Here is an 18,626-nt window from a genome sequence, read left to right on the forward strand (position 1 = left end):
CGGCGATGCGATCCACTCTCTCCGACTGCTTCTCGATCGACACGCTGCGCAACGCTGCGCGTCGGCGGCTGCCCAAGGGTGTCTTCGACTTCTACGACGGCGGCGCGGAAGACGAAATTACGCTCAACGACAATTGCGCCGCGTTCCGCCGCGTGCGTCTCATGCCGCGCGTACTGCGCAACGTCAGCAACATCGACCTTTCCGCTTCACTCTTCGAGCGGCCGATGGGATTGCCGCTGGCCATCTCGCCCACGGGCGCCGTCGGCTTCGGCTGGCGCGGTGGCGACATCGCACTCGCCCGTGCAGCGGCGCGCTTCAACATCCCGTACACGTTGTCGACATCTGCTACCGCCTCGATCGAGGAGATTGCAGACCAAGCCCCGGGCCGACACTGGTTTCAGGCTTATATCCTGCAGGACAAAGCGCGGCTGCACGACTTGATCGAACGCGCCCGCGTGGCCGATTACGAAGGCTTGATGATTACCGTCGACCTACCAGTGGGCGGCAAGCGAGAGCGCGACTTCGTCAACGGGCTGGCGTTTCCGATGAAGCTTACCCACCGCAACATCGGCCAGTTCGTACGCAAGCCGCTTTGGTCGCTCAACATGCTGATGAAGGCGCCACCCACCATGCCAAGCCTGGCCGGCATGAAGGCGTTGAGTTCCGACTCCAAAAAAATGGTGTCCGTGGCGGGACGCAACTACGATCCCGCGTTCGATCTCGACGGGCTCAAGGCCTTGCGTGACCGCTGGCCCGGCAAGCTCATCGTCAAAGGCGTGTGCCACCCGCAGGATGTCGACGCCATTCTGGCAGTGGGCGTGGATGCCCTCGCGGTGTCCAACCATGGCGGCCGGCAACTGGACACGAGCGTCGCCACGCTCGATGCCCTCCCAGGCATCGTGCGCGCCACAGCGGGGCGCGTACCCGTGCTGCTGGACGGTGGCGTGCGCCGCGGTAGCGATATCGTCAAGGCATTGGCCCTTGGCGCAAGCGGCGTGATGACCGGGCGCGCCACCCTTTTCGGCGTGCTGGCCGCCGGTGAAGCGGGTGTGGACCAAGCGCTTCTGATCCTGCAGGACGAGTTGCGTCGCACGATGCAGCTATGCGGTGCCACCCGTCTGGCCGACATCGATCGGGGGCTGCTTGCAGCGGTCGATTCCCATTTCTCTGGAGCAACGATCACATGAGTGACACATTGAGCACGTGCACGAATCGCGTCATGGCGTTTTTTCGTCATCTCGATGATCGGGATTACGAGGCACTTACTGCCTTGATGGCACCCCACGCAACCTGGCATCGACAAGGTGCCGTCCTACAAGGACATCAGCAGGTGCATGACGCGCTGATGAAACGACCGCCGCATATGCGCATCCATCACCTGATCACCAACCTCGTCGCCGATCGGTACGACGAGGATACCTGCGTCATGCGGGCCTACATGGTGGTCGTACGCCATCAGTCCGACACCGCCCTCCCCGGACCGGCACCGCTTGCCGGGATCGAATCCATTCGTACGACCCATATCGATCTGAAGCGCGTGGACGCCCAATGGTTCATCCTGACGATGCGTAATGACGAACCCAGCTTTCTGGCCACCGCCTGAACTTTCAAGGACAAGCTCACATGAGATGGATCCGCTACAACGACGACGCGCAATCTCGCTACGGCATTCTGGGCGACGACGACCGCATCACTGCCGTCAACGGCAACCCTTTCGAGGGCTACGAGAAAACCTCCACGATCCTCAGGCTCGACGATGTGCAACTCGAGGTGCCGGTCATTCCGCCCACGTTTTACGCGGTGGGCCTGAATTATGTGAAGCACATCAGCACGGAAGGCAAGGCCATACCCACGAAGCCCGACGTGGGCTACCGGGCAAATAATGCACTCATCGCCCATGATCGCGACGTGATCATGCCGGCGGACGCCACCCGCGTGCACTACGAAGGAGAGCTCGTGGTGGTGATCGGGAAGAAAGCCCGGAACCTGCGACTGGACGATGTGGATGCCTGCATTCTCGGCTACACCATCGGCAACGACGTCAGCGAGCGCAACTGGCAGGCCACCGATCGCACGTTCTGGCGCGCCAAGAACACAGATACCTTCAAGCCGATGGGCCCGTGGATCAGCACGCAGGTGGACGTTGCAAACATGGAAACCGTTGTTACGGTGAACGGTCGGGAGACCACACGATTCGGTACATCCGATATGCTGTTCGGCATCAAGGAATTCATCGTGGACATGAGCCGGTATCTCACGCTCTACCCCGGCGACATGATCTGGATGGGCACCGATGGCGAGTCGCCCAATCTTCAGCATGGCGACACCGTAGAGGTCACCCTTACCGGACTGGGCACGTTGACCAACCGCTTTGTGAAAACTGGAGAGTTGTAATGCGCGCTGCCTGGTATGCGAAAAATGGTGCGGCCGCCGAGGTGCTGACGGTCGGCGAACAGCCGATCGTCGAACCCGGCGCCGGCGAGGTGCAGGTCAAACTTGCATTGTCGGGTATCAATCCTTCGGACGTGAAATCGCGGCAAGGCAGTCGGCCAGTGCGCGCCGGCATCATCATTCCGCATAGCGACGGCGCCGGCGTGATCGCTGCGGTGGGCAGCGGCGTCGACCCCGCCCGCATCGGCGAGCGCGTGTGGATCTGGAATGGCCAATACAACCGGCCTTACGGCACGGCCGCCGAATACATCACCCTGCCGGCCGACCAGGCAGTTCACCTGCCAGACGCAACATCTTTCGAGGCAGGTGCCTGCATGGGCATCCCGGGGCTCACCGCATATCGCGCGGTGGAACTTGCCGAAATCGGTGCCAACGACAGCGTGCTCGTCATCGGCGGCACGTCAGGCGTAGGGTTCTATGCCGCGCAGATGGCACGCGCACGCGGCGCCCGGGTCATCAGCACTGTCGGATCGGCTGCGAAAGCGCAGATGATGCGGGACGCAGGATTCGACGACATCATCCTCTATAAAACCGAATCTGTGGCTGACCGCGTACGCACCTTGACAGACGGTGCTGGCGTCAATGCAATCATCGATATGGATTTTTCGACCAGCGCCGGGTTGGTCGATCAAGGCGTGCTCGCCCCGCACGGCAGATTCGTCTGCTACGGCTCAAACGTGCGCGATGCCGTGCCGCTGAACTTCGGGGCCTGGATGCCCCGCTCCATCAGCCTGCACTTCTTTCTCGTCTACGAACTTGACGCCAAGGCGCGCCGGCGCACGGTTGATGGGCTGAACGCGCTACTTGAAGCGAACGTGCTGCAACATGTGGTACAGCCCGCCTATGCGTTGGAAGAAATCGTTGCGGCACACGAGGCGGTCGAGCGCGGTGCGGTGCTTGGGAATGCGGTGCTCGATGTCGCGCGGGATCGCTGAGCGCGGATCTTTTTATCACGTACTCATTCGGTACCACCGGCGGCCAACCGCTCCTCCATGGAAAAGCCGTCGATACAGTCGCGAAAGCACTTCAGGAATGCCAACTCGGCAGAGCTTCGCTGGGCGTTGCGGTGCCACAGCAGGTGCAGGTCGACGGAGCACACGCCCTCGCCGGGCGGCAAACGCCATAGCCGCCCCTCCTCCAGATCACGTTGCACGCTGTGTTCCGGCAAACATCCGATTCCCAAGCCGGCGATAAGCAGGCGTTTGACTTCGTCGTGTTGGTTTGACGTGGCAATCACCCTTCCCGAAAACCCTCGCTGATCTCGGAAAATCGTGAGTGGCGACAAGCTGTCGCCCAGGGTGTCACTCGCAAACGACACGAAATTCTCGCTCATCAAATCCTCGATTCGAAGGTCCGGCCGGCCGAACAGCGCATGGTTGCGACCGCAGAAGAGCGCATATCGCTGGTGCAGGAATACCTTGCTTTCGAGACGTTTGGGCATCTGGCGGCACAAGGCGATACCGGCGGTGCCCGCGCCCTGGTGCATAAGCTGGACGATTTCGCTGCTCGCAAGAACCTCCATCTGCACTTCGATGCGTGGGTACTGCCGATGGAACAGCGACCAAAAGCGGTCGTAGACGTGTGAGTGGATTCTGCTGGCCACATACAGATGAATCCGGCCCGTTTCTTCGACTTCCGTCTGCGACACGTCCGATAGAAGTTGCGAGACATTGCCGTGGATGGCTTCCGCTGCGCGGCAGACTTCTTCGCCCGCATTGGTGACGGTGAAGACCGTGTTGTGCCGTTCGATCAATCGGCGGTCGAGTTGCTCTTCCAGTCGTTTCAACGCCTGACTGACCGCCGACTGCGTTCGATGCATCTTGGCGGCAGCCCCGCTGATGCTGCGCTCCTGCACGATAACCAGGAACGTTCTCAATAGATTCCAATCGAGATGATCGGCGATTCTCGTCTCAGGATGGGCAGGCAATTTCATCGGGTCTCGCACGAAAGACTGCGGAACGATTGGCCCGCAGGTGGTGCCAGACATTATTTCATCTTAAGTGAAATATTAGAAATCATAAATTGACGTAATGTTGTGACGGGAGCGATAAACACACCTTTGAATAATGAAAACTCCCAAGAGGAAATGATGCGCGCTGTTGCCGCTCCCTCCGCAGATCGCCAGCCCGTCCGGGCCGCGACTGCTGCATTCGTCGGCACCACGATCGAGTGGTATGACTTCTACATTTACGCCACGGCTGCCGCCTTAGTGTTTGGCAAGGTCTTCTTTCCCACCGCTGACCCCTTCGTCAGCACCATGGCGTCGTTCGGCACCTTTGCTGCAGGATTTCTCGCGCGCCCGATCGGCGGCATTATCTTCGGCCATTACGGCGATCGGGTCGGCCGCAAGAATGCCCTGATGACCACACTGGTGATCATGGGCGTCGCCACGGTGGGCATCGGGCTGCTGCCAAGCTATGAAACCGCCGGCCTTTGGGCGCCTGCGTTGCTGCTGCTTCTGCGCCTGGCGCAAGGATTGGCGGTGGGCGGCGAATGGGGCGGCGCAGTATTGATGGCCGGCGAGCACGCCTCGCAGCGCCGCAAGACGTTTGCCGCTTCATTTGCGCAACTTGGAAGTCCTGCAGGACTGATCCTATCGCTGCTGGCATTCAGATTACTCACGACGCTGGAGGAAGCCGACTTCGTCAGCTGGGGCTGGCGCGTGCCGTTCCTGATCAGCGCCGTGCTGCTGCTCGTGGGTTATTTCATCCGCAGGGGTGTCAACGAATCGCCCGACTTTGCCAAGGTGCTCGCGCGCCAGGAACGTGCCGAAGTGCCCGCCAAGGAAGTGCTTCGCACCGCTTGGCGAACCGTCTTATTGTGCATGGGCGTGTGTACAGTCGCGATCGGCGGCATTTACTTCACAAATACCTTCATGCTGTCTTATACGACCCAGACGTTGGGTCTGAGCCGCACGCTCATTCTTGACTGCCTGTTCGTCGTGGCCATCATCCAGTTTCTGGTGCAGCCGCTGGCAGCGTGGCTGGCCGACGTCATCGGCCCCACACGTGTGCTCATCACCGCCGCGATGTGCTCCGTGATCGCGCCCTATCCGATGTTCATGCTCGTCACTCAAGGCACGGCATTCAGCATCATCGCCGGTATTGCGATCGTGCTCGTGTTCATGGCAGCGATCTACGCTGCGATGGCGGGATACATCAGCTCTGCGTTTGCGACGCACATCCGATATTCCGGCATTTCACTCTCGTACCAGCTGTGTGGCGCGGTCGCCGGAGGCATGACACCGCTGATCGGAACCTGGCTGATCTATCACTACCCCGGGCAGTGGCTACCCCTCGCCATTTTCTATTCCGTTCTCTCGTTGATCACGCTGATATCGATTTGGGCGCTGGCTGGCCACAAGCGCCGCATAGCCTCGACGCTATCCACATCAAGTATTTGAGCCGACCTCTATAGAAATCTAAAAGGAAACCCGATGACCGACATCACGATGCCCCCTGCCCTCTCAGAAGATCGAACCCGCCGGATCCTGGAGGCCGTCGACGCGCACTTCGACGCACAACTTGAATTCACCCAAGATCTCGTGCGGTTTCCTTCCCTGCGAGAGCAGGAACATACGGCGCAGGATTTTCTTTACGAAGCGATGCGCGCACGCGGCTTTTCCATGGATCGCTGGAAGATCGACGTGAAGGACATCGAATCGCATCCCGGTTTCGGCCCCGTGACGGTGTCGTATGAAAATGCGTTCAACGTGGTGGGGACCTATCGACCCGTCCAACAGACGGGTCGGTCACTGATCCTCAACGGGCATATCGACGTGGTGCCGACGGGCCCGCAAGATATGTGGAGCCGCTCGCCTTGGGACCCCGCGATCGTGGATGGATGGATGTATGGGCGCGGATCGGCCGACATGAAAGCCGGCCTGGTCGCCAACCTGTTTGCCTACGACGCCGTGCGCGCAGCCGGGTTTGCGCCCGCGGCACCGATTTACTTCCAATCCGTCGTCGAAGAGGAATGTACGGGCAATGGCGCCCTTGCTGCACTCTTGCGCGGCTACCAGGCAGACGCCGTCATCATTCCGGAGCCCGAAGAAAACATGCTTGTGCGCGCCAACGTGGGCGTGCTGTGGTTCAAGGTGCGCGTTCAGGGGCATCCTACGCATACGCGCGAAATGGGCAATGGCTTCAATGCGATCGATGCGGCATATGCTGCCATCGAGGCACTGCGGCGCGTGGAGACCAAATGGAATGGTGAGCATCACTGCCATCGCCACTTTGAACACCTCGATCATCCGATCAATTTCAACATCGGAAAAATCGAGGGCGGCGACTGGCCGTCGACGGTACCGCCTTGGTGCGAGTTTGACGTTCGCGCAGCGATCTACCCTGGTACGACTGCAGACGAAGCCCGCGCCCAGATCGACGCGTGCCTGCAAGAGGCCGTTTCCGATCCACGGTTGGGCGGCACTGCGCCGAAAGTCACCTATACCGGCTTCTATGCTGAAGGGTATGTGCTCGAGGAAGGCAGCGCGGCCGAAAACACCCTGCGCGATTGCCACAAGATTGCTTTCCAAAGCGACCTTGAGAGCTTTACGACGCCTGGCTATCTTGATGCCCGGGTCTTCGTCATCTACGGCAATATGCCAACGTTGGTTTACGGGCCGAAGTCACTCGACATTCACGGCTTCGATGAACGTGTGCACATTGAATCACTCCGATTGATCACCAAGACGATTGCTCTGTTCATCGCGCAATGGTGCGGCGTGAGCGAATCCGACGATCATCAATCGTAAGCCGACCGTCTAAACACAACGCGCTACGTCGCTCACACGATCAAGTGCCTTGCGAAAATAGACTCTTTCGAACCCTTGCTCTGTTCTCCGGCCCGTTTCCACAAAACCCAGTTTCGAGTACAGGGCAATGTTCTCATGCATCTTTTCGTTCGTGAAAAGCGTTATGGCCGGCAGACGCATCGACCTCGCTGTCGTCTCAGCGTGCGCCATGAGCACGCGCCCAAACCCTTTGCCCTGCGCTTCGGGAGCGACGCAAAGATTGCCGACCGTGAGGGCATCGTTCTCACGGCCGAGGACGATCAAACCAAGCACGCTCGCTTCACGCTTAAGCACAAAGATCTTGCCGCCTTTCACCAAAGCGTCATAGTCAGCATCCATCGGCGCGGGCCGCCTGCCGATGCGCGGCACATACTTTGAATAGGCGGCGGTGACGATGTCGCGAATGCGATCGACGTCATCCGTGGTGGCGATCTTCACATGCACATCGTCATGCCACAGGTCATCCCCCCTTCGCGGCGAATCCGTGGGGTCGTCGACGTGTTTCCTGTCTGTCATTGATCAGTGCCCCTGTTTGATCGAGCCCATCGCGCGAACCCGTTACGGCCTCGAGGAACTTTAGTCAGAATCACACTTACCCGACAACAGTCATCCCGGCAAAAGTGCTTTCGAGAGATTCGAACGATAGCGCGCAACACCGTGTTCAGCTGCAACACACGCTTGACCTGAAGCTAGGTTGAGGTCTGAAGCCGCAAGTTGATGAACGCGGCGGCTTCCGTTGAAGTTGCGCGTAACCCGGATCGGAACGTTCAGGCTTCTACGGCCTCATCAACCGGTTTGGGTTGATGATGCTCAAGCCAAAAGGCATAGGGTGCCGGTAGCGTCGCCCACGAAGCCGCTTTCACGCCGAGCGCCACGGCGGCCGTGTACGGCCAATGCGGGTTGGCCAGCAGCGCACGTCCAATCTTCACCAGATCGGCTTGACCGCTATGCACCGCATGCTCGGCAAGCACAGGATCGCCTACGCCCCACGCGATTGCCGTGGGTACGCCCGTCTCGTGGCGAACCCGCTCGACTACTGGCGCCATGAATGCCGGAGCATGCCAGGGGATCGTAGCGTCGGGGGTCGAGAAACCGACGCTCACGCTGACGAAATCCAGCCCGTCCTGCTTCAACAGCTTGATGAGCGCGATGGATTCCGCCAAGGTTTCCTCATCCCGGTCGTCGTATTCGATCACGCCAAGCCTTACCGACAGTGGAAGATTCTGCGGCCACACCTCACGCACTGCCGCGAAGGTCTCGCGGATGAAGCGCGTCCGATTGTCGAAGCTGCCGCCGTAGCCATCCGCGCGTCGATTCGAATAGGGCGAGAGGAAGCTGTGCGCCAGAAAGCCATGTGCAAAATGGAGTTCAAGCCACTCGAACCCTGCGTCGCGGGCACGTCGGGCGGCGGCCACAAAATCGCCCTGCACCCGTGCGATGTCGTCCATGGTCATCTCGGACGGTACCTTCCACACTTTTTCACTGCCGAACGCCAACGCGGACGGGCCGATGACTGGCCAACCGTGCGTAGCGTCGTCTGCAATCTGATTGTCGCCCTCCCAGGGGCGATTCGAGCTCGCTTTGCGACCGGCGTGCCCGAGCTGAATCCCCGGCACGGCACCGGCCGCCCTGATCGCATCGACCGCGGGCTTGAGCGATTGCGCCTGAGCGTCGTTCCACAGACCGTTGTCGGCCCAGGTGATACGTCCTTCCGGCGACACAGCCGTCATTTCCACCGTCACCAGCCCCGCGCCGCCTGCGGCCAATTGAGCGAGGTGAGCGCGATGCCATTCGCCAACCACACCGTCGGCCGCCGAGTACATACACATGGGTGCGGCAACGATACGATTGCGCAACGTGACGCTTTTCAACGTGAAGGGTTTGAACAGATCTGACACGATTGACTCCTGGTTGGGTGTTCGCCGCGGTCGCCCACAGGTGAACATTTCCGATAGAAAGAGACTAGCGGCGTGGCAATCTCTGAAAAAGCCCATCTGCCGACTTACACTGCTAACCCTAAGGACGCAATCGGCCGACTCGACAGCGCATGAACGGTCGCTGATTCGGATTGAACGGAGTTTTGGACATGGATCTCGCGGCGATCAACGCATTCGTCTCAGTGGGCGACAAAGGCGGTTTTCGTGCAGCCGCCACGGCACTCGGCATCACATCCGCTGGCGTAAGCAAAGCGGTATCTCGCCTGGAGACGCAACTCGGCGTGACGCTGGTGGCACGGACGACCCGATCGGTGCGCCTGACGGCGGCCGGTGCCGTCTATCATGCGCGCTGCAAAACGATCCTCGCCGATTTGCATCAGGCTGGACAGGAAGCCGTCGAAGGAGCCGCGTCGCCGCACGGCAAGCTCGTCATCAGCGCGTCGAGGGTATTCGGCCGCATGCGTGTGCTGCCGGTGATCGCAGACTACGTAAAGCAGTATCCGCAGGTTGAGGTGGAGGTGCGTTTGAGCGACCGGGTGGTGAATCTCATCGACGAAGGTGTCGATGTGGCGATCAGGATCGGCCATTTGCCTGACTCAAGCATGATTGCCAGCCGCATCGGCCACACCCGTTTCGTGATGTGCGGATCGCCGCAATATCTGTCGGCAGCCACAGTGCCCACCCACCCGGAGGATCTGTTGCGGCATAGCGTCATCGGTTATGTGACGCCGGATACGGCGGTTCGTTTCACGTACAGCTTTGTTGTCGACGGGGTGCCTACGTCCATGAGCCTACCTGCGCGATTGACGGTCGACGACGGCGAGGCGCTGGTGAGCGCCGCAGCGCGATCGGTCGGCTTGATCATGGTGAATGATTATCTGGTCGAGCCGTTGCTGGAAGACGGCAGCCTTGTTCGAGTATTGCGCGAATTCGAGATGCCACCGGTCCCCATCAGTGTCGTTCATTTGCCGACCCGCCATCCCTCGTCGGCAGCCCGGGCCTTCACCCGCATGCTTAGGCGGCGCTCGATCGAAATGCAGTAGACCGCCGCAAACCGTCTCCAGCGCAATAGCCGAGAATCCAATCCTACTTACCACCCTCCCCGCCCACCCAGCCGTCCGGCGTCAAACACTCGGCCAGCATCTCAAGCATCACCTTTACCTTCGGCAATCCCTCGCGGCTTTTCGGCCAGACCAGATTGATCGGCAAGCTATCGGTAGCCAGATGCGGCAGCACCTCGACCAACGTTCCCGCATCGAGATGACGCTTGGCGAGCCACATCGGAAGTTGCGCGATGCCGTGCCCGCCCAACACCGCAAGCACCAGCCCCTCGCCATCCCCCACCGCGAGTCTGGCGAGCAACACGCGCCGTTCCATATCGCCGGCATGCGCGCCGACGAAGTACCAGGGGCGAACCACGCCATCGGTCGAGGCGTAGCTGATGCACTGATGCGTCTCCAGATCACGATCCGTTTCCGGTTGGCCATGCGCCTGCAGGTAGTGGGGCGACGCGCAGAAGATGAGTCGTTGGGCGCCGAGAAACCGATGCCCCCAGGTTGAGGGCCAGGTATCGGACCCCCCGATGCGCAATAGAATGTCGACGCCCTCCTCGACCGGATCGATGAACCGGTCGGAAAACGAGATGTGCGGCATCAGCTTGGGGCGATCCGCAACGAATCGAAGAATCGCCGGTAACGCATGCAGTCGCCCGAACGACGCGGGCAGGTCGATGCGGACGCGGCCGCACGCTTCGCCCTCGTCCGTGTGCAGCGCCAGTTCGGCTTCCTCGAGCTCGGACAGAATGCGAGCGCAGGTGCGGTAAAACTCGGTGCCCGCATCGGTCAAGGCGAGGCGCCGCGTGGTGCGATTGAACAAGCGCCTGCCCAGACGGCTCTCCAATCGCGCAATGCCTTTACCCACGGCGGAGCTCGTCAAATTCAAGCGTTCCGCCGCGGCCGTGAAACTGCCCAGGTCCGCCACGGAGACGAATACATCGATGCCTTTCAGTCGTTCAGACGAGAACATGCCTACCCTATTTAAGAATTGGATTCCGCTCAATCGATAAAAGATAGCCAGAATTGGCATCTGATTCTTGAATAAGCTAGCGCAACCTTCTCGTTGAGTAAAGTCTCATGTCATCTTCTGCCGCCACACTGGCCGCTCCTTCCGACCACGCGCCTGCCCGCACTGGCCCACAGATATTCATCATGGCCGTCGCCGGCTTCGTGATCGTCACGACCGAATTTCTGATCGTGGGCTTGCTGCCCGCGTTGGCGCGCGATTTAAACGTTTCCATTGCGCTGGCCGGCCAAGTGGTCACCTTGTTCGCGTTTACGGTGATGCTGTTTGGTCCGACCATGACGGCCAAGCTCGCCCATCTCGATCGCAAGAAGCTTTTTACGTTCATCCTCGCCGTATTCGCCGCGTCGAACATCCTCGCGGCGCTCGCAACCAATATCTGGGTGCTCGGCGTGGCCCGGTTTATCCCTGCGCTGCTTCTGCCCGTGTTTTGGGCCACCGCAAGCGAAACGGCGGGCCAACTGGCGGGTCCCGGCAAATCCGGCAAGGCGGTATCCCAGATTTACTTGGGCATCTCTGCTGCCCTTGTATTCGGCGTACCGCTTGGCACGCTAGCCGCCGACTCCGTGGGATGGCGGGGCAGCTTCTGGATTCTGGCAGCGCTTTCGTCGTTGATCGGTGTGCTCATGCACGTGTGCATGCCCGCCTTGCCGGCATCGCCCGTCACATCGGACGGCGTAAAGCAGACGGCCATTCTGAAGCAACCGCGCTTCCTCGCGCATGTGCTGCTTTCCGTGCTGGCATTCACGGCGATGTTCACAGCGTACACGTATCTCGCCGACACTCTGGAAACGCTTGCCGGTATCCCGGCGAACCAGGTGGGCTGGTGGCTGATGGGATTCGGTGCCGTCGGCTTGATTGGCAATCATCTCGGCGGTGTGATGGTCGATCGCAAGCCGCTGGGCGCCACGGTGTTGTTTCTCGTGATCCTTGGCGCAGGTATGTTGGCCGCGGTGCCGCTCGCTGCGGAGCGTCCCTGGCTGATCGTGTCGCTCGTTGCGTGGGGCATCGCCTATACCGCGCTCTTTCCGATCTGCCAAGTGCGCGTGATGCAGGCGGGTGCCAAGGCGCAGGCGTTTGCGGCCACGATGAACATTTCGGCGGCGAATGCCGGCATTGGGTTGGGTGCGATCCTGGGCGGCCTTGGCATCCGTCATTTCGGCCTGGCCTCCCTCGGCATGATTTCTACCCTCATTGCAGCGGTGGCCGTCGTGGTGGCGTTGCTGATGATGCGCGGCCAACGGCGCCGTTAAGACGATCTGATTCGCGGCGAGTATTGCGCTCGTCGCCGGTATTACCGGTCTCGCACGCACATGAGGGTTTGCTGACCGAGCGCCACCAGCGTGCGCTGCGCCGCCTTGATCGCAAACACCTCCAGCGTGCAGATGGTAAGGGTGCGGCCGGAACGCACCACTTGCCCAACGGCTTCGAGATATTCGCCCTCGGCGGGCGCCAGCAGATTGAGTTTGAACTCGACCGTGAGCACGGAGTGGTCGGGTGGAAAATGCGTCAGCCCGGCGTAACCGCCCGCAGTATCGGCAATGGCACTGGTGCCACCGGCATGAAAATAACCGTGCTGCTGCGTGAGCTCGGCCCGGAAGGGCAAGCGGATGACCACCCTGCCCCACGCCACCGAATGCAGTTGAGCGCCAAGGAGCGCCATCAGGCCCTGCCGATTAAAGCTGGCGGCCAAGCGCGCTTCAATCGCAGCAGTCGTAAGTTCGGCGGGTTGTTCCTGAGGCATGTTCGCGTCTCCGAGGTTATCGGCGCTCGACGGCACCGTTTGCAGTTGGAGCGAACATCATAGCGGGCGCGCATCGCGCTTGAACGCGCACAAGAGCAAAGCGGCCTGAGTACTTCAGGCCGCTTTGCTACGCGCCGATGTGGCGACTCCGCGATCAGCGGGCCGGCACCCACCAATCGTTTTTCACCGCCGCTTCTTTCAACAGGTTGAAGTGCGGCTGGCCATTTGAACTGATGCGTTTGATGCCATCCAACGCACGGGCAGCCAACTGCTCGGCCTGATCCATGGAAACGATCACCCCCTGGAACGGCACATGCCACTGCTTTACATCCGACAAGCCCTCGGGATGCCGCGTTTCTGCACATAATTTGTACGCTGCACCATGAGCCTCCAAGACTTTGACGTCGACAATGAATCCATCGATTAATTTCATGTTCCTACTCTGAAATCGTCTGAGACTTTGAGATAGTGCCCATAAAGACCTGGGGATGCCAGACACGAAACGCTACATTAAGTTGCTGCACCGCGGCATTCAGCTTCCTGTCACGTTCACGCATCTGCCCTTATATCGGCTGGAGCGCCAGCATCGGCCGGGCAGGATGTCGAAAATCGTCGATTGCGCTGTAACGTCCGGTCAAGGAATCGTCATGATCGAGGATCAAATGTGTACGGGTCACGACTGAACTCGTAACACGTCGAGCCCGGGGGGGAGCCATCGCATGACAGGCAAACGACTCTATCACCCACATCATGAAGCATGACGTGCATAGCAGCCACGGCAGGCTCTTCGGACGCGATCCACGACCACGCCGATGCGCTTCCGCACACCCGGGCGATTACAGTTCTACGGCTGCCGCCTTGATCGTATTTTCCAAGGCCAGCACAGCTTGCGACGCCGACGTGCTGCGGTCGATGACGAATTCGAGTTCGCCCAGCAAAGGCATGCCTTGTTCCAGTTTGACCAACCCTTGCGGGATCACGTAATCGGCAAAGGCGCTGATGCCCAAGCCCGCCATGGCGGCCGCTTTGAGTACTGCCACGCTGCTGCTGACTGTGCTGATCTTGTAAGGGCGCCCCATGGCTTTGAGCGTTTCCAGCACGCGTGTGCGCGAGACGCTGGGTTCGGGATGCAGCGCTAGCGGCAAGACGGTCTCGCCGCCGGTGATGGGCGAATTGGGACCCACACACCAGTAAAGTTTTTCGGTTCGCACCACTTGGCCACGCTGGCTGCCGCTCACGCGTTTGGCGAAGACCAGATCGTGTTTGTCTTCATCCAGCTCGCGAAAGAGATCGCCGCTCATCCCGGTGGCGATATGTAGTTCCACTTCGGGGTTGCGCTGCTGAAAGCTGGCCAGCGCTGCTGTCAGTCGCAGTGATGCGAAGTCTTCGGAAAGCCCCAACCGCACCGTGCCGTTCAACGCGGGTCCGCTGACGGCGGCAAAGGCGTCTTCCATCAGCGCCAGGATATTGCCGGCGTAGTGAAACAGCGCGTCGCCCTGTCGCGTCATCCGGATGTTGCGCGTGTCGCGCTCCAGCAAGGCGCAGCCCAGGATGTCCTCGAGCCGACGCACATGCTGGCTGACGGTCGATTGCGATAGGCTCACGCGCTCGGAGGCCAGCGTGAAACTGCCCGTTTGGACCACAGCAAGAAAGCTGCGCAGCAGTTCGGGCGACAAGGGGCGCATTACGAAACCCTCTGAATGGCGGTTGATAACTTCATAAATGGCTGAGGCCGGCGAGCCTATCATTTTACGTGGGCATTTGACTGCCCTGCCGATCCGGCACGTTTGTGGAGGAATGCAATGACGAATTGGGATCACGCCCAGCGCGACAAATCGCAGCGGTTGAACGCGGGCGCCCGCCTGGCCGATGGCAAATGCGTGCCCGCAGCAGATGCAACGCGCCTGCTCGAGGCCGTGATTCGCCCCGGAGATCGTGTGTGCCTGGAGGGAGATAACCAGAAGCAGGCGGATCTGCTGGCGGTGGCATTGGCGGAGGCGGATAGCGCCATCATTCACGATTTGCACATGGTGCAATCGGGCGTCGTGCTGCCGGAGCATCTGGACGTGTTCGAGAACGGCATCGCCAGGCGCCTGGACTACGCCTACTCCGGCCCGCAATCGCAGCGCATTGCGCAGATGCTGTTCGGTGGCAAGATCGCCCTGGGCGCGGTGCACACCTATCTGGAGCTGTTTGCGCGATATTTCGTGGATCTCACACCGAACGTGGCGCTGATTGCCGCCGTCAGTGCAGATCGCGACGGTAATCTCTATACCGGCCCCAATACCGAAGACACGCCCACGGTGGTCGAAGCCACGGCGTTCAAGAATGGCATCGTGATCGCTCAGGTCAACGAGATCGTCGACCGCGTGCCGCGTGTCGATATTCCCGGCGATCGGGTGAACTTCGTGATCGAAAGCGATAGGCCGTTTTACGTCGAGCCGCTGTTTACACGCGATCCCGCCGCCATTACCGAAACGCAGATATTGACGGCCATGATGGCGCTAAAAGGCATTTACGGCCCATACGGCGTCAAGCGCCTCAATCACGGCATCGGCTTCAACACCGCTGCGATCGAGCTCATTTTGCCAACCTACGGCGAGCGACTGGGACTCAAGCACAAGGTGGCGGCCCAGTGGGCGCTGAACCCCCATCCCACATTGATCCCTGCGATCGAATCGGGGTGGGTGGAAAGCGTCCATTGCTTCGGATCGGAAGTGGGCATGGACGACTATATTCGCGCCCGATCGGACATTTTCTTTACCGGCCCCGACGGATCGCTGCGTTCCAACCGCGCGTTCTGCCAGACCGCGGGCCTCTATGCTTGCGACATGTTCATCGGGTCAACGTTGCAAATCGACCTCCAAGGACACTCGTCCACCGTCACCGCCAATCGCATTGCCGGCTTCGGCGGCGCGCCGAATATGGGCAGCGATGCGCGCGGGCGCCGGCATGCCAGTGCGCCATGGCTGAAGGCGGGTCTGGAGGCCGATCCCGACTCGCCCGCCCCGCTGCGGCGCGGGCGCAAGCTGGTGGTGCAGATCGGCGAAACGTTCGGCGACAAAAACGTGCCCCTGTTCGTCGAGCGACTCGATGCCATCGCCTTGGCCGAGAAACTCGATCTGGATCTGGCGCCCATCATGGTCTACGGCGACGACGTCAGCCACATCGTGACCGAAGAAGGCATTGCCAATCTGCTGCTGTGCCGCAATGCCGATGAGCGCGAACACGCCATTCGTGGCGTGGCAGGCTATACGACGGTGGGTCGTGGGCGCGACAAGAAAATGGTTGAGCGCCTGCGCCAACGCGGCATTATCCAGCGGCCCGAAGATCTCGGTATCAATCCGCTGGACGCCAACCGCAGCATGCTCGCGGCACGGTCGGTCAAAGATCTGGTGCGCTGGTCCGGTGGCCTGTATGCCCCGCCCGCCCGCTTTCGCAACTGGTAAGGACGCAATATGGAACATCTACATTACCGTCAGGCCAATCAGCGCCCGGCAGACGCTTCGGCCTCCGTATCGGCCGCTTCGGCGTCGAATGCCACGCGCAATGCCGGCGACGCGTGCACACCCGTGCCCGTCGCAAGCGCCATCGTCGGCGTGGTCGCGTCGGGCAACCTTGAAGTACTGGTCGAACGCGCTTTGCCGGATGACCTGTGTGAAGTCGACATTCGCACCTCGGCTACGGGGTTTGCCGATGTATGGCAAGCCGTGATCGCCGACTTCGCCGATCGCGGCGCCCTGGGCGGCTTGCGGTTTTCGATCAACGACGGCGGTGCACGCCCCGATACGGTGAGCCTGCGCCTGGCGCAGGCGCTGCGCGCAATGGCAGGAGGTCAGGTATGAACACCCTCGCTCAGCCTGAACAACAGACCTTCCCCCCCGCCTTGAATGGCGATGCCAGCTGGTACGAGGCCTCGGCCCGCCAACGCATCGACGGGCTATTGGACGCCGGCACATTTACTGAATTTCTCGGCCCCGGCGCGCGCGAAATCAGCCCTCATCTCTCGATTTTCGATCTGCCCACGCAATTCGACGATGGCATGGTGGTCGGCCAGGGCCGGCTCAATGGCGCGACTGTGCTTGTGGCTGCGCAGGAAGGCAAGTTCATGGGCGGCGCGTTCGGTGAAGTGCATGGCGCCAAGCTCACCGGGTTGCTGCGCGCGGCAGCGGTGCGCCGCGTACCCGTGGTGATCCTGTTCGAAACGGGTGGCGTGCGTCTACAGGAGGCCAACGCCGGTGAACTGGCGATCGCTGAAATCATGCGGGCGTTGATCGATGCGCGACTGGCCGGCGCACCTGTGGTGGGCTTGATCGGCGGACGGGCAGGATGCTATGGCGGTGGCAGTCTGATCGCAGGCTGCTGCTCGGGGCTGGCGATCTCGGAGCTCGGCCGGCTGAGCGTGTCGGGTCCTGAAGTCATCGAAACCAATCGCGGCATCGAGGAGTTCGACGCCGCCGATCGTCCGTTGATCTGGCGCACGATGGGCGGCAAGCACCGCTATCTGCTGGGCGCGGTGGATGCATTCGTGGACGACGCGATTCCGCAGTTTCGGGATGCAGCGATCACCTTGATTGCGAATTTTCCCGCTCTGAATCTGGAGCGTCTGGCGCTCGTGCAGTCGGCATTGGCCGAACGGCTGGCCCGCTTCGGCGACTGCGCGGATGCCGCCGACGTCTGGCGCGCGTTGGGCGTCGCGGCCGGTGTGGATGTGCCGGATCTCGAGCCGGCAGCCTTTCTTGCGCTCGTTCAATCTCTCAAGGAAGACGATCATGACGTTCGATGATGTGATGCAGTCCCTGTTTCCAAGCGGCCACGATGTGCTCGAGAAGGATCACCTGGTCTTCGGTAGCGGCACCTTGCCGCAAGCCGGTCGCGTGGCGGTCATCGGCGTAACCGCAAAAGCTGCAGTGGGCGTGGACGAAGCGCTGGTCCTGTCGCGTCACATACTCGATGTCGTACGCGGCGCCGCTGGTGTGCCCTGCCCCATCCTGGTCTTGATCGATAGCGACAGCCAGCGCATGAGCAAGCGGGATGAGCTGATGGGGTTGAGCCAGTTCCTTTCGCATCTTGCCCTCTGCCTGCGCGTGGCCGACGCGCGCGGGCATCACACGTTCGGCCTGCTTTATGGGCATACGGCCGCCGGCGCGTTCATTGCCACGGCGCTGGCCACCCGCACCTTGGTGGCGGTGCCGGGTGCACACCCATCCGTAATGGACTTGCCATCGATGGCAAAGGTCACCAAGCTGCCGCTGGCCGTGCTTGAGGAGAAGGCGCGCTCGAGCCCGGTGTTTGCCCCCGGTCTGGACAATCTCGCCCAAACGGGCGCGATCGCCGCCGTGCTCGATCCCGCCACCAGCCTGGCGACGCAAATCGATGCGATGTTGCTGGCTGCCGCCACCGAGAGCACCACCGAGGGTGCCACCGAAAGCGCCACAGCGTCCGCCACAGTCGGTGCCAGCGGGGCGACCGGCGACTGCGCAGGTGGCGCGCAATCCGCCAATCCGGCGCACACCGCCGACACCCGCGACCGGCTCGGCCTGGCGCGCGGCGGTCGACCCAAGGCGGCTGAGATTGCGCGGCGCGTGTATGACGCGGCGCTGGCACACGCTTGACGCGCCAC

General features: G+C 61.1%; 19 protein-coding genes. 12 read left to right on the top strand and 7 right to left on the bottom strand.

Annotation, left to right across the window (positions count from 1 at the left end; genetic code table 11):
- Nucleotides 1–5 precede the first annotated feature (5 nt).
- From EYW45_RS17375 to EYW45_RS17390, 4 genes are read left to right on the top strand one after another with little or no spacing between them, the layout of a single operon-like run.
- Complete coding sequence (locus EYW45_RS17375) at nucleotides 6–1,187, top strand: alpha-hydroxy acid oxidase (protein WP_161136680.1); 1,182 nt, start codon at nucleotides 6–8, stop codon at nucleotides 1,185–1,187.
- Complete coding sequence (locus EYW45_RS17380) at nucleotides 1,184–1,603, top strand: nuclear transport factor 2 family protein (protein WP_161136681.1); 420 nt, start codon at nucleotides 1,184–1,186, stop codon at nucleotides 1,601–1,603. The genes EYW45_RS17375 and EYW45_RS17380 overlap by 4 nt, the downstream gene beginning before the upstream one ends.
- Nucleotides 1,604–1,623: 20 nt before the next feature.
- Nucleotides 1,624–2,394 (top strand): fumarylacetoacetate hydrolase family protein, encoded by a 771-nt coding sequence (locus EYW45_RS17385; RefSeq protein ID WP_161136682.1) that lies wholly within the window; start codon nucleotides 1,624–1,626, stop codon nucleotides 2,392–2,394.
- Nucleotides 2,394–3,386, top strand: coding sequence for an NADPH:quinone reductase (locus tag EYW45_RS17390; RefSeq protein WP_161136683.1), 993 nt, complete (start codon nucleotides 2,394–2,396; stop codon nucleotides 3,384–3,386). Before EYW45_RS17385 ends, EYW45_RS17390 begins: the two co-directional genes overlap by 1 nt.
- A 23-nt stretch (nucleotides 3,387–3,409) precedes the next feature.
- Here EYW45_RS17390 and EYW45_RS17395 read toward each other — a convergent pair whose 3' ends face one another.
- The gene (locus EYW45_RS17395) at nucleotides 3,410–4,384 is read right to left on the bottom strand and encodes a LysR family transcriptional regulator (RefSeq protein WP_161136684.1); all 975 of its coding nucleotides are present in this window, start codon (nucleotides 4,382–4,384) and stop codon (nucleotides 3,410–3,412) included.
- Nucleotides 4,385–4,540: 156 nt separating this feature from the next.
- Between EYW45_RS17395 and EYW45_RS17400 the strand changes: the two genes are divergently transcribed.
- Together EYW45_RS17400 and EYW45_RS17405 are read left to right on the top strand one after the other, a co-directional pair.
- Nucleotides 4,541–5,854 carry an MFS transporter gene (locus EYW45_RS17400; RefSeq protein WP_161137091.1) on the top strand — a complete coding sequence of 438 codons (1,314 nt, stop codon included), beginning with the start codon at nucleotides 4,541–4,543 and terminating at the stop codon, nucleotides 5,852–5,854.
- A gap of 33 nt (nucleotides 5,855–5,887) precedes the next feature.
- Nucleotides 5,888–7,204: an ArgE/DapE family deacylase gene (locus tag EYW45_RS17405; RefSeq protein ID WP_161136685.1), complete on the top strand. Its 1,317-nt coding sequence runs from the start codon at nucleotides 5,888–5,890 to the stop codon at nucleotides 7,202–7,204.
- 9 nt (nucleotides 7,205–7,213) lie between these two features.
- Here the strand turns inward: EYW45_RS17405 and EYW45_RS17410 are convergent, their stop codons facing one another.
- Both EYW45_RS17410 and EYW45_RS17415 read right to left on the bottom strand, forming a co-directional pair.
- Nucleotides 7,214–7,681, bottom strand: coding sequence for a GNAT family N-acetyltransferase (locus EYW45_RS17410; protein WP_202444776.1), 468 nt, complete (start codon nucleotides 7,679–7,681; stop codon nucleotides 7,214–7,216).
- Between the two features lie 329 nt (nucleotides 7,682–8,010).
- Nucleotides 8,011–9,141 carry an NADH:flavin oxidoreductase/NADH oxidase gene (locus EYW45_RS17415; protein ID WP_161136687.1) on the bottom strand — a complete coding sequence of 377 codons (1,131 nt, stop codon included), beginning with the start codon at nucleotides 9,139–9,141 and terminating at the stop codon, nucleotides 8,011–8,013.
- A 188-nt stretch (nucleotides 9,142–9,329) separates the two neighbouring features.
- On the opposite strand from EYW45_RS17415, the gene EYW45_RS17420 reads away from it, so the two are divergent.
- On the top strand, nucleotides 9,330–10,223 hold the full coding sequence (locus EYW45_RS17420; protein WP_161136688.1) for a LysR family transcriptional regulator: 894 nt from the start codon (nucleotides 9,330–9,332) through the stop codon (nucleotides 10,221–10,223).
- A 43-nt stretch (nucleotides 10,224–10,266) separates the two neighbouring features.
- Here EYW45_RS17420 and EYW45_RS17425 read toward each other — a convergent pair whose 3' ends face one another.
- On the bottom strand, nucleotides 10,267–11,205 hold the full coding sequence (locus EYW45_RS17425; protein WP_161136689.1) for a LysR family transcriptional regulator: 939 nt from the start codon (nucleotides 11,203–11,205) through the stop codon (nucleotides 10,267–10,269).
- 107 nt (nucleotides 11,206–11,312) lie between these two features.
- Between EYW45_RS17425 and EYW45_RS17430 the strand changes: the two genes are divergently transcribed.
- Nucleotides 11,313–12,512 carry an MFS transporter gene (locus EYW45_RS17430; RefSeq protein ID WP_161136690.1) on the top strand — a complete coding sequence of 400 codons (1,200 nt, stop codon included), beginning with the start codon at nucleotides 11,313–11,315 and terminating at the stop codon, nucleotides 12,510–12,512.
- Between the two features lie 41 nt (nucleotides 12,513–12,553).
- Here the strand turns inward: EYW45_RS17430 and EYW45_RS17435 are convergent, their stop codons facing one another.
- From EYW45_RS17435 to EYW45_RS17445, 3 genes are all read right to left on the bottom strand, one after another.
- Complete coding sequence (locus tag EYW45_RS17435; RefSeq protein ID WP_161136691.1) at nucleotides 12,554–13,003, bottom strand: PaaI family thioesterase; 450 nt, start codon at nucleotides 13,001–13,003, stop codon at nucleotides 12,554–12,556.
- Between the two features lie 154 nt (nucleotides 13,004–13,157).
- Nucleotides 13,158–13,436, bottom strand: a complete 279-nt coding sequence (locus EYW45_RS17440; protein WP_161136692.1) for a hypothetical protein — start codon at nucleotides 13,434–13,436, stop codon at nucleotides 13,158–13,160.
- Nucleotides 13,437–13,839: 403 nt separating this feature from the next.
- Nucleotides 13,840–14,688 carry a LysR family transcriptional regulator gene (locus tag EYW45_RS17445; RefSeq protein ID WP_161136693.1) on the bottom strand — a complete coding sequence of 283 codons (849 nt, stop codon included), beginning with the start codon at nucleotides 14,686–14,688 and terminating at the stop codon, nucleotides 13,840–13,842.
- 117 nt (nucleotides 14,689–14,805) lie between these two features.
- Between EYW45_RS17445 and mdcA the strand changes: the two genes are divergently transcribed.
- Genes mdcA through EYW45_RS17465 form a run of 4 tightly spaced genes read left to right on the top strand, consistent with a single transcriptional unit; the run spans nucleotide 14,806 to nucleotide 18,618 of the window.
- Nucleotides 14,806–16,452: a malonate decarboxylase subunit alpha gene (gene mdcA / locus EYW45_RS17450; protein ID WP_161136694.1), complete on the top strand. Its 1,647-nt coding sequence runs from the start codon at nucleotides 14,806–14,808 to the stop codon at nucleotides 16,450–16,452.
- Between the two features lie 9 nt (nucleotides 16,453–16,461).
- Nucleotides 16,462–16,848, top strand: coding sequence for a malonate decarboxylase acyl carrier protein (gene mdcC, locus EYW45_RS17455; protein WP_161136695.1), 387 nt, complete (start codon nucleotides 16,462–16,464; stop codon nucleotides 16,846–16,848).
- The gene (locus tag EYW45_RS17460) at nucleotides 16,845–17,789 is read left to right on the top strand and encodes a biotin-independent malonate decarboxylase subunit beta (RefSeq protein ID WP_161136696.1); all 945 of its coding nucleotides are present in this window, start codon (nucleotides 16,845–16,847) and stop codon (nucleotides 17,787–17,789) included. The genes mdcC and EYW45_RS17460 overlap by 4 nt, the downstream gene beginning before the upstream one ends.
- A complete protein-coding gene (locus EYW45_RS17465; protein ID WP_161136697.1) occupies nucleotides 17,776–18,618 on the top strand; it encodes a biotin-independent malonate decarboxylase subunit gamma in 843 nt (280 codons plus the stop codon). Before EYW45_RS17460 ends, EYW45_RS17465 begins: the two co-directional genes overlap by 14 nt.
- Nucleotides 18,619–18,626 lie beyond the last annotated feature (8 nt).

Origin of the sequence: Schauerella aestuarii (assembly GCF_009866805.1) — a bacterium.
In the GTDB taxonomy this organism is placed as follows: Bacteria; Pseudomonadota; Gammaproteobacteria; order Burkholderiales; family Burkholderiaceae_B; genus Schauerella; species Schauerella aestuarii.

What these genes read in the sequence shown, in the direction of transcription:
- EYW45_RS17430 (WP_161136690.1), top strand. Translation starts at nt 11,313, where the DNA reads ATGTCATCTTCTGCCGCCACACTGGCCGCTCCTTCCGACCACGCGCCT.
- EYW45_RS17400 (WP_161137091.1), top strand. Translation starts at nt 4,541, where the DNA reads ATGCGCGCTGTTGCCGCTCCCTCCGCAGATCGCCAGCCCGTCCGGGCC.
- mdcA (WP_161136694.1), top strand. Translation starts at nt 14,806, where the DNA reads ATGACGAATTGGGATCACGCCCAGCGCGACAAATCGCAGCGGTTGAAC.
- EYW45_RS17395 (WP_161136684.1), bottom strand. Translation starts at nt 4,384, where the DNA reads ATGAAATTGCCTGCCCATCCTGAGACGAGAATCGCCGATCATCTCGAT.
- EYW45_RS17385 (WP_161136682.1), top strand. Translation starts at nt 1,624, where the DNA reads ATGAGATGGATCCGCTACAACGACGACGCGCAATCTCGCTACGGCATT.
- mdcC (WP_161136695.1), top strand. Translation starts at nt 16,462, where the DNA reads ATGGAACATCTACATTACCGTCAGGCCAATCAGCGCCCGGCAGACGCT.
- EYW45_RS17425 (WP_161136689.1), bottom strand. Translation starts at nt 11,205, where the DNA reads ATGTTCTCGTCTGAACGACTGAAAGGCATCGATGTATTCGTCTCCGTG.
- EYW45_RS17440 (WP_161136692.1), bottom strand. Translation starts at nt 13,436, where the DNA reads ATGAAATTAATCGATGGATTCATTGTCGACGTCAAAGTCTTGGAGGCT.
- EYW45_RS17375 (WP_161136680.1), top strand. Translation starts at nt 6, where the DNA reads ATGCGATCCACTCTCTCCGACTGCTTCTCGATCGACACGCTGCGCAAC.
- EYW45_RS17405 (WP_161136685.1), top strand. Translation starts at nt 5,888, where the DNA reads ATGACCGACATCACGATGCCCCCTGCCCTCTCAGAAGATCGAACCCGC.
- EYW45_RS17465 (WP_161136697.1), top strand. Translation starts at nt 17,776, where the DNA reads ATGACGTTCGATGATGTGATGCAGTCCCTGTTTCCAAGCGGCCACGAT.
- EYW45_RS17445 (WP_161136693.1), bottom strand. Translation starts at nt 14,688, where the DNA reads ATGCGCCCCTTGTCGCCCGAACTGCTGCGCAGCTTTCTTGCTGTGGTC.
- EYW45_RS17390 (WP_161136683.1), top strand. Translation starts at nt 2,394, where the DNA reads ATGCGCGCTGCCTGGTATGCGAAAAATGGTGCGGCCGCCGAGGTGCTG.
- EYW45_RS17420 (WP_161136688.1), top strand. Translation starts at nt 9,330, where the DNA reads ATGGATCTCGCGGCGATCAACGCATTCGTCTCAGTGGGCGACAAAGGC.
- EYW45_RS17435 (WP_161136691.1), bottom strand. Translation starts at nt 13,003, where the DNA reads ATGCCTCAGGAACAACCCGCCGAACTTACGACTGCTGCGATTGAAGCG.
- EYW45_RS17380 (WP_161136681.1), top strand. Translation starts at nt 1,184, where the DNA reads ATGAGTGACACATTGAGCACGTGCACGAATCGCGTCATGGCGTTTTTT.
- EYW45_RS17460 (WP_161136696.1), top strand. Translation starts at nt 16,845, where the DNA reads ATGAACACCCTCGCTCAGCCTGAACAACAGACCTTCCCCCCCGCCTTG.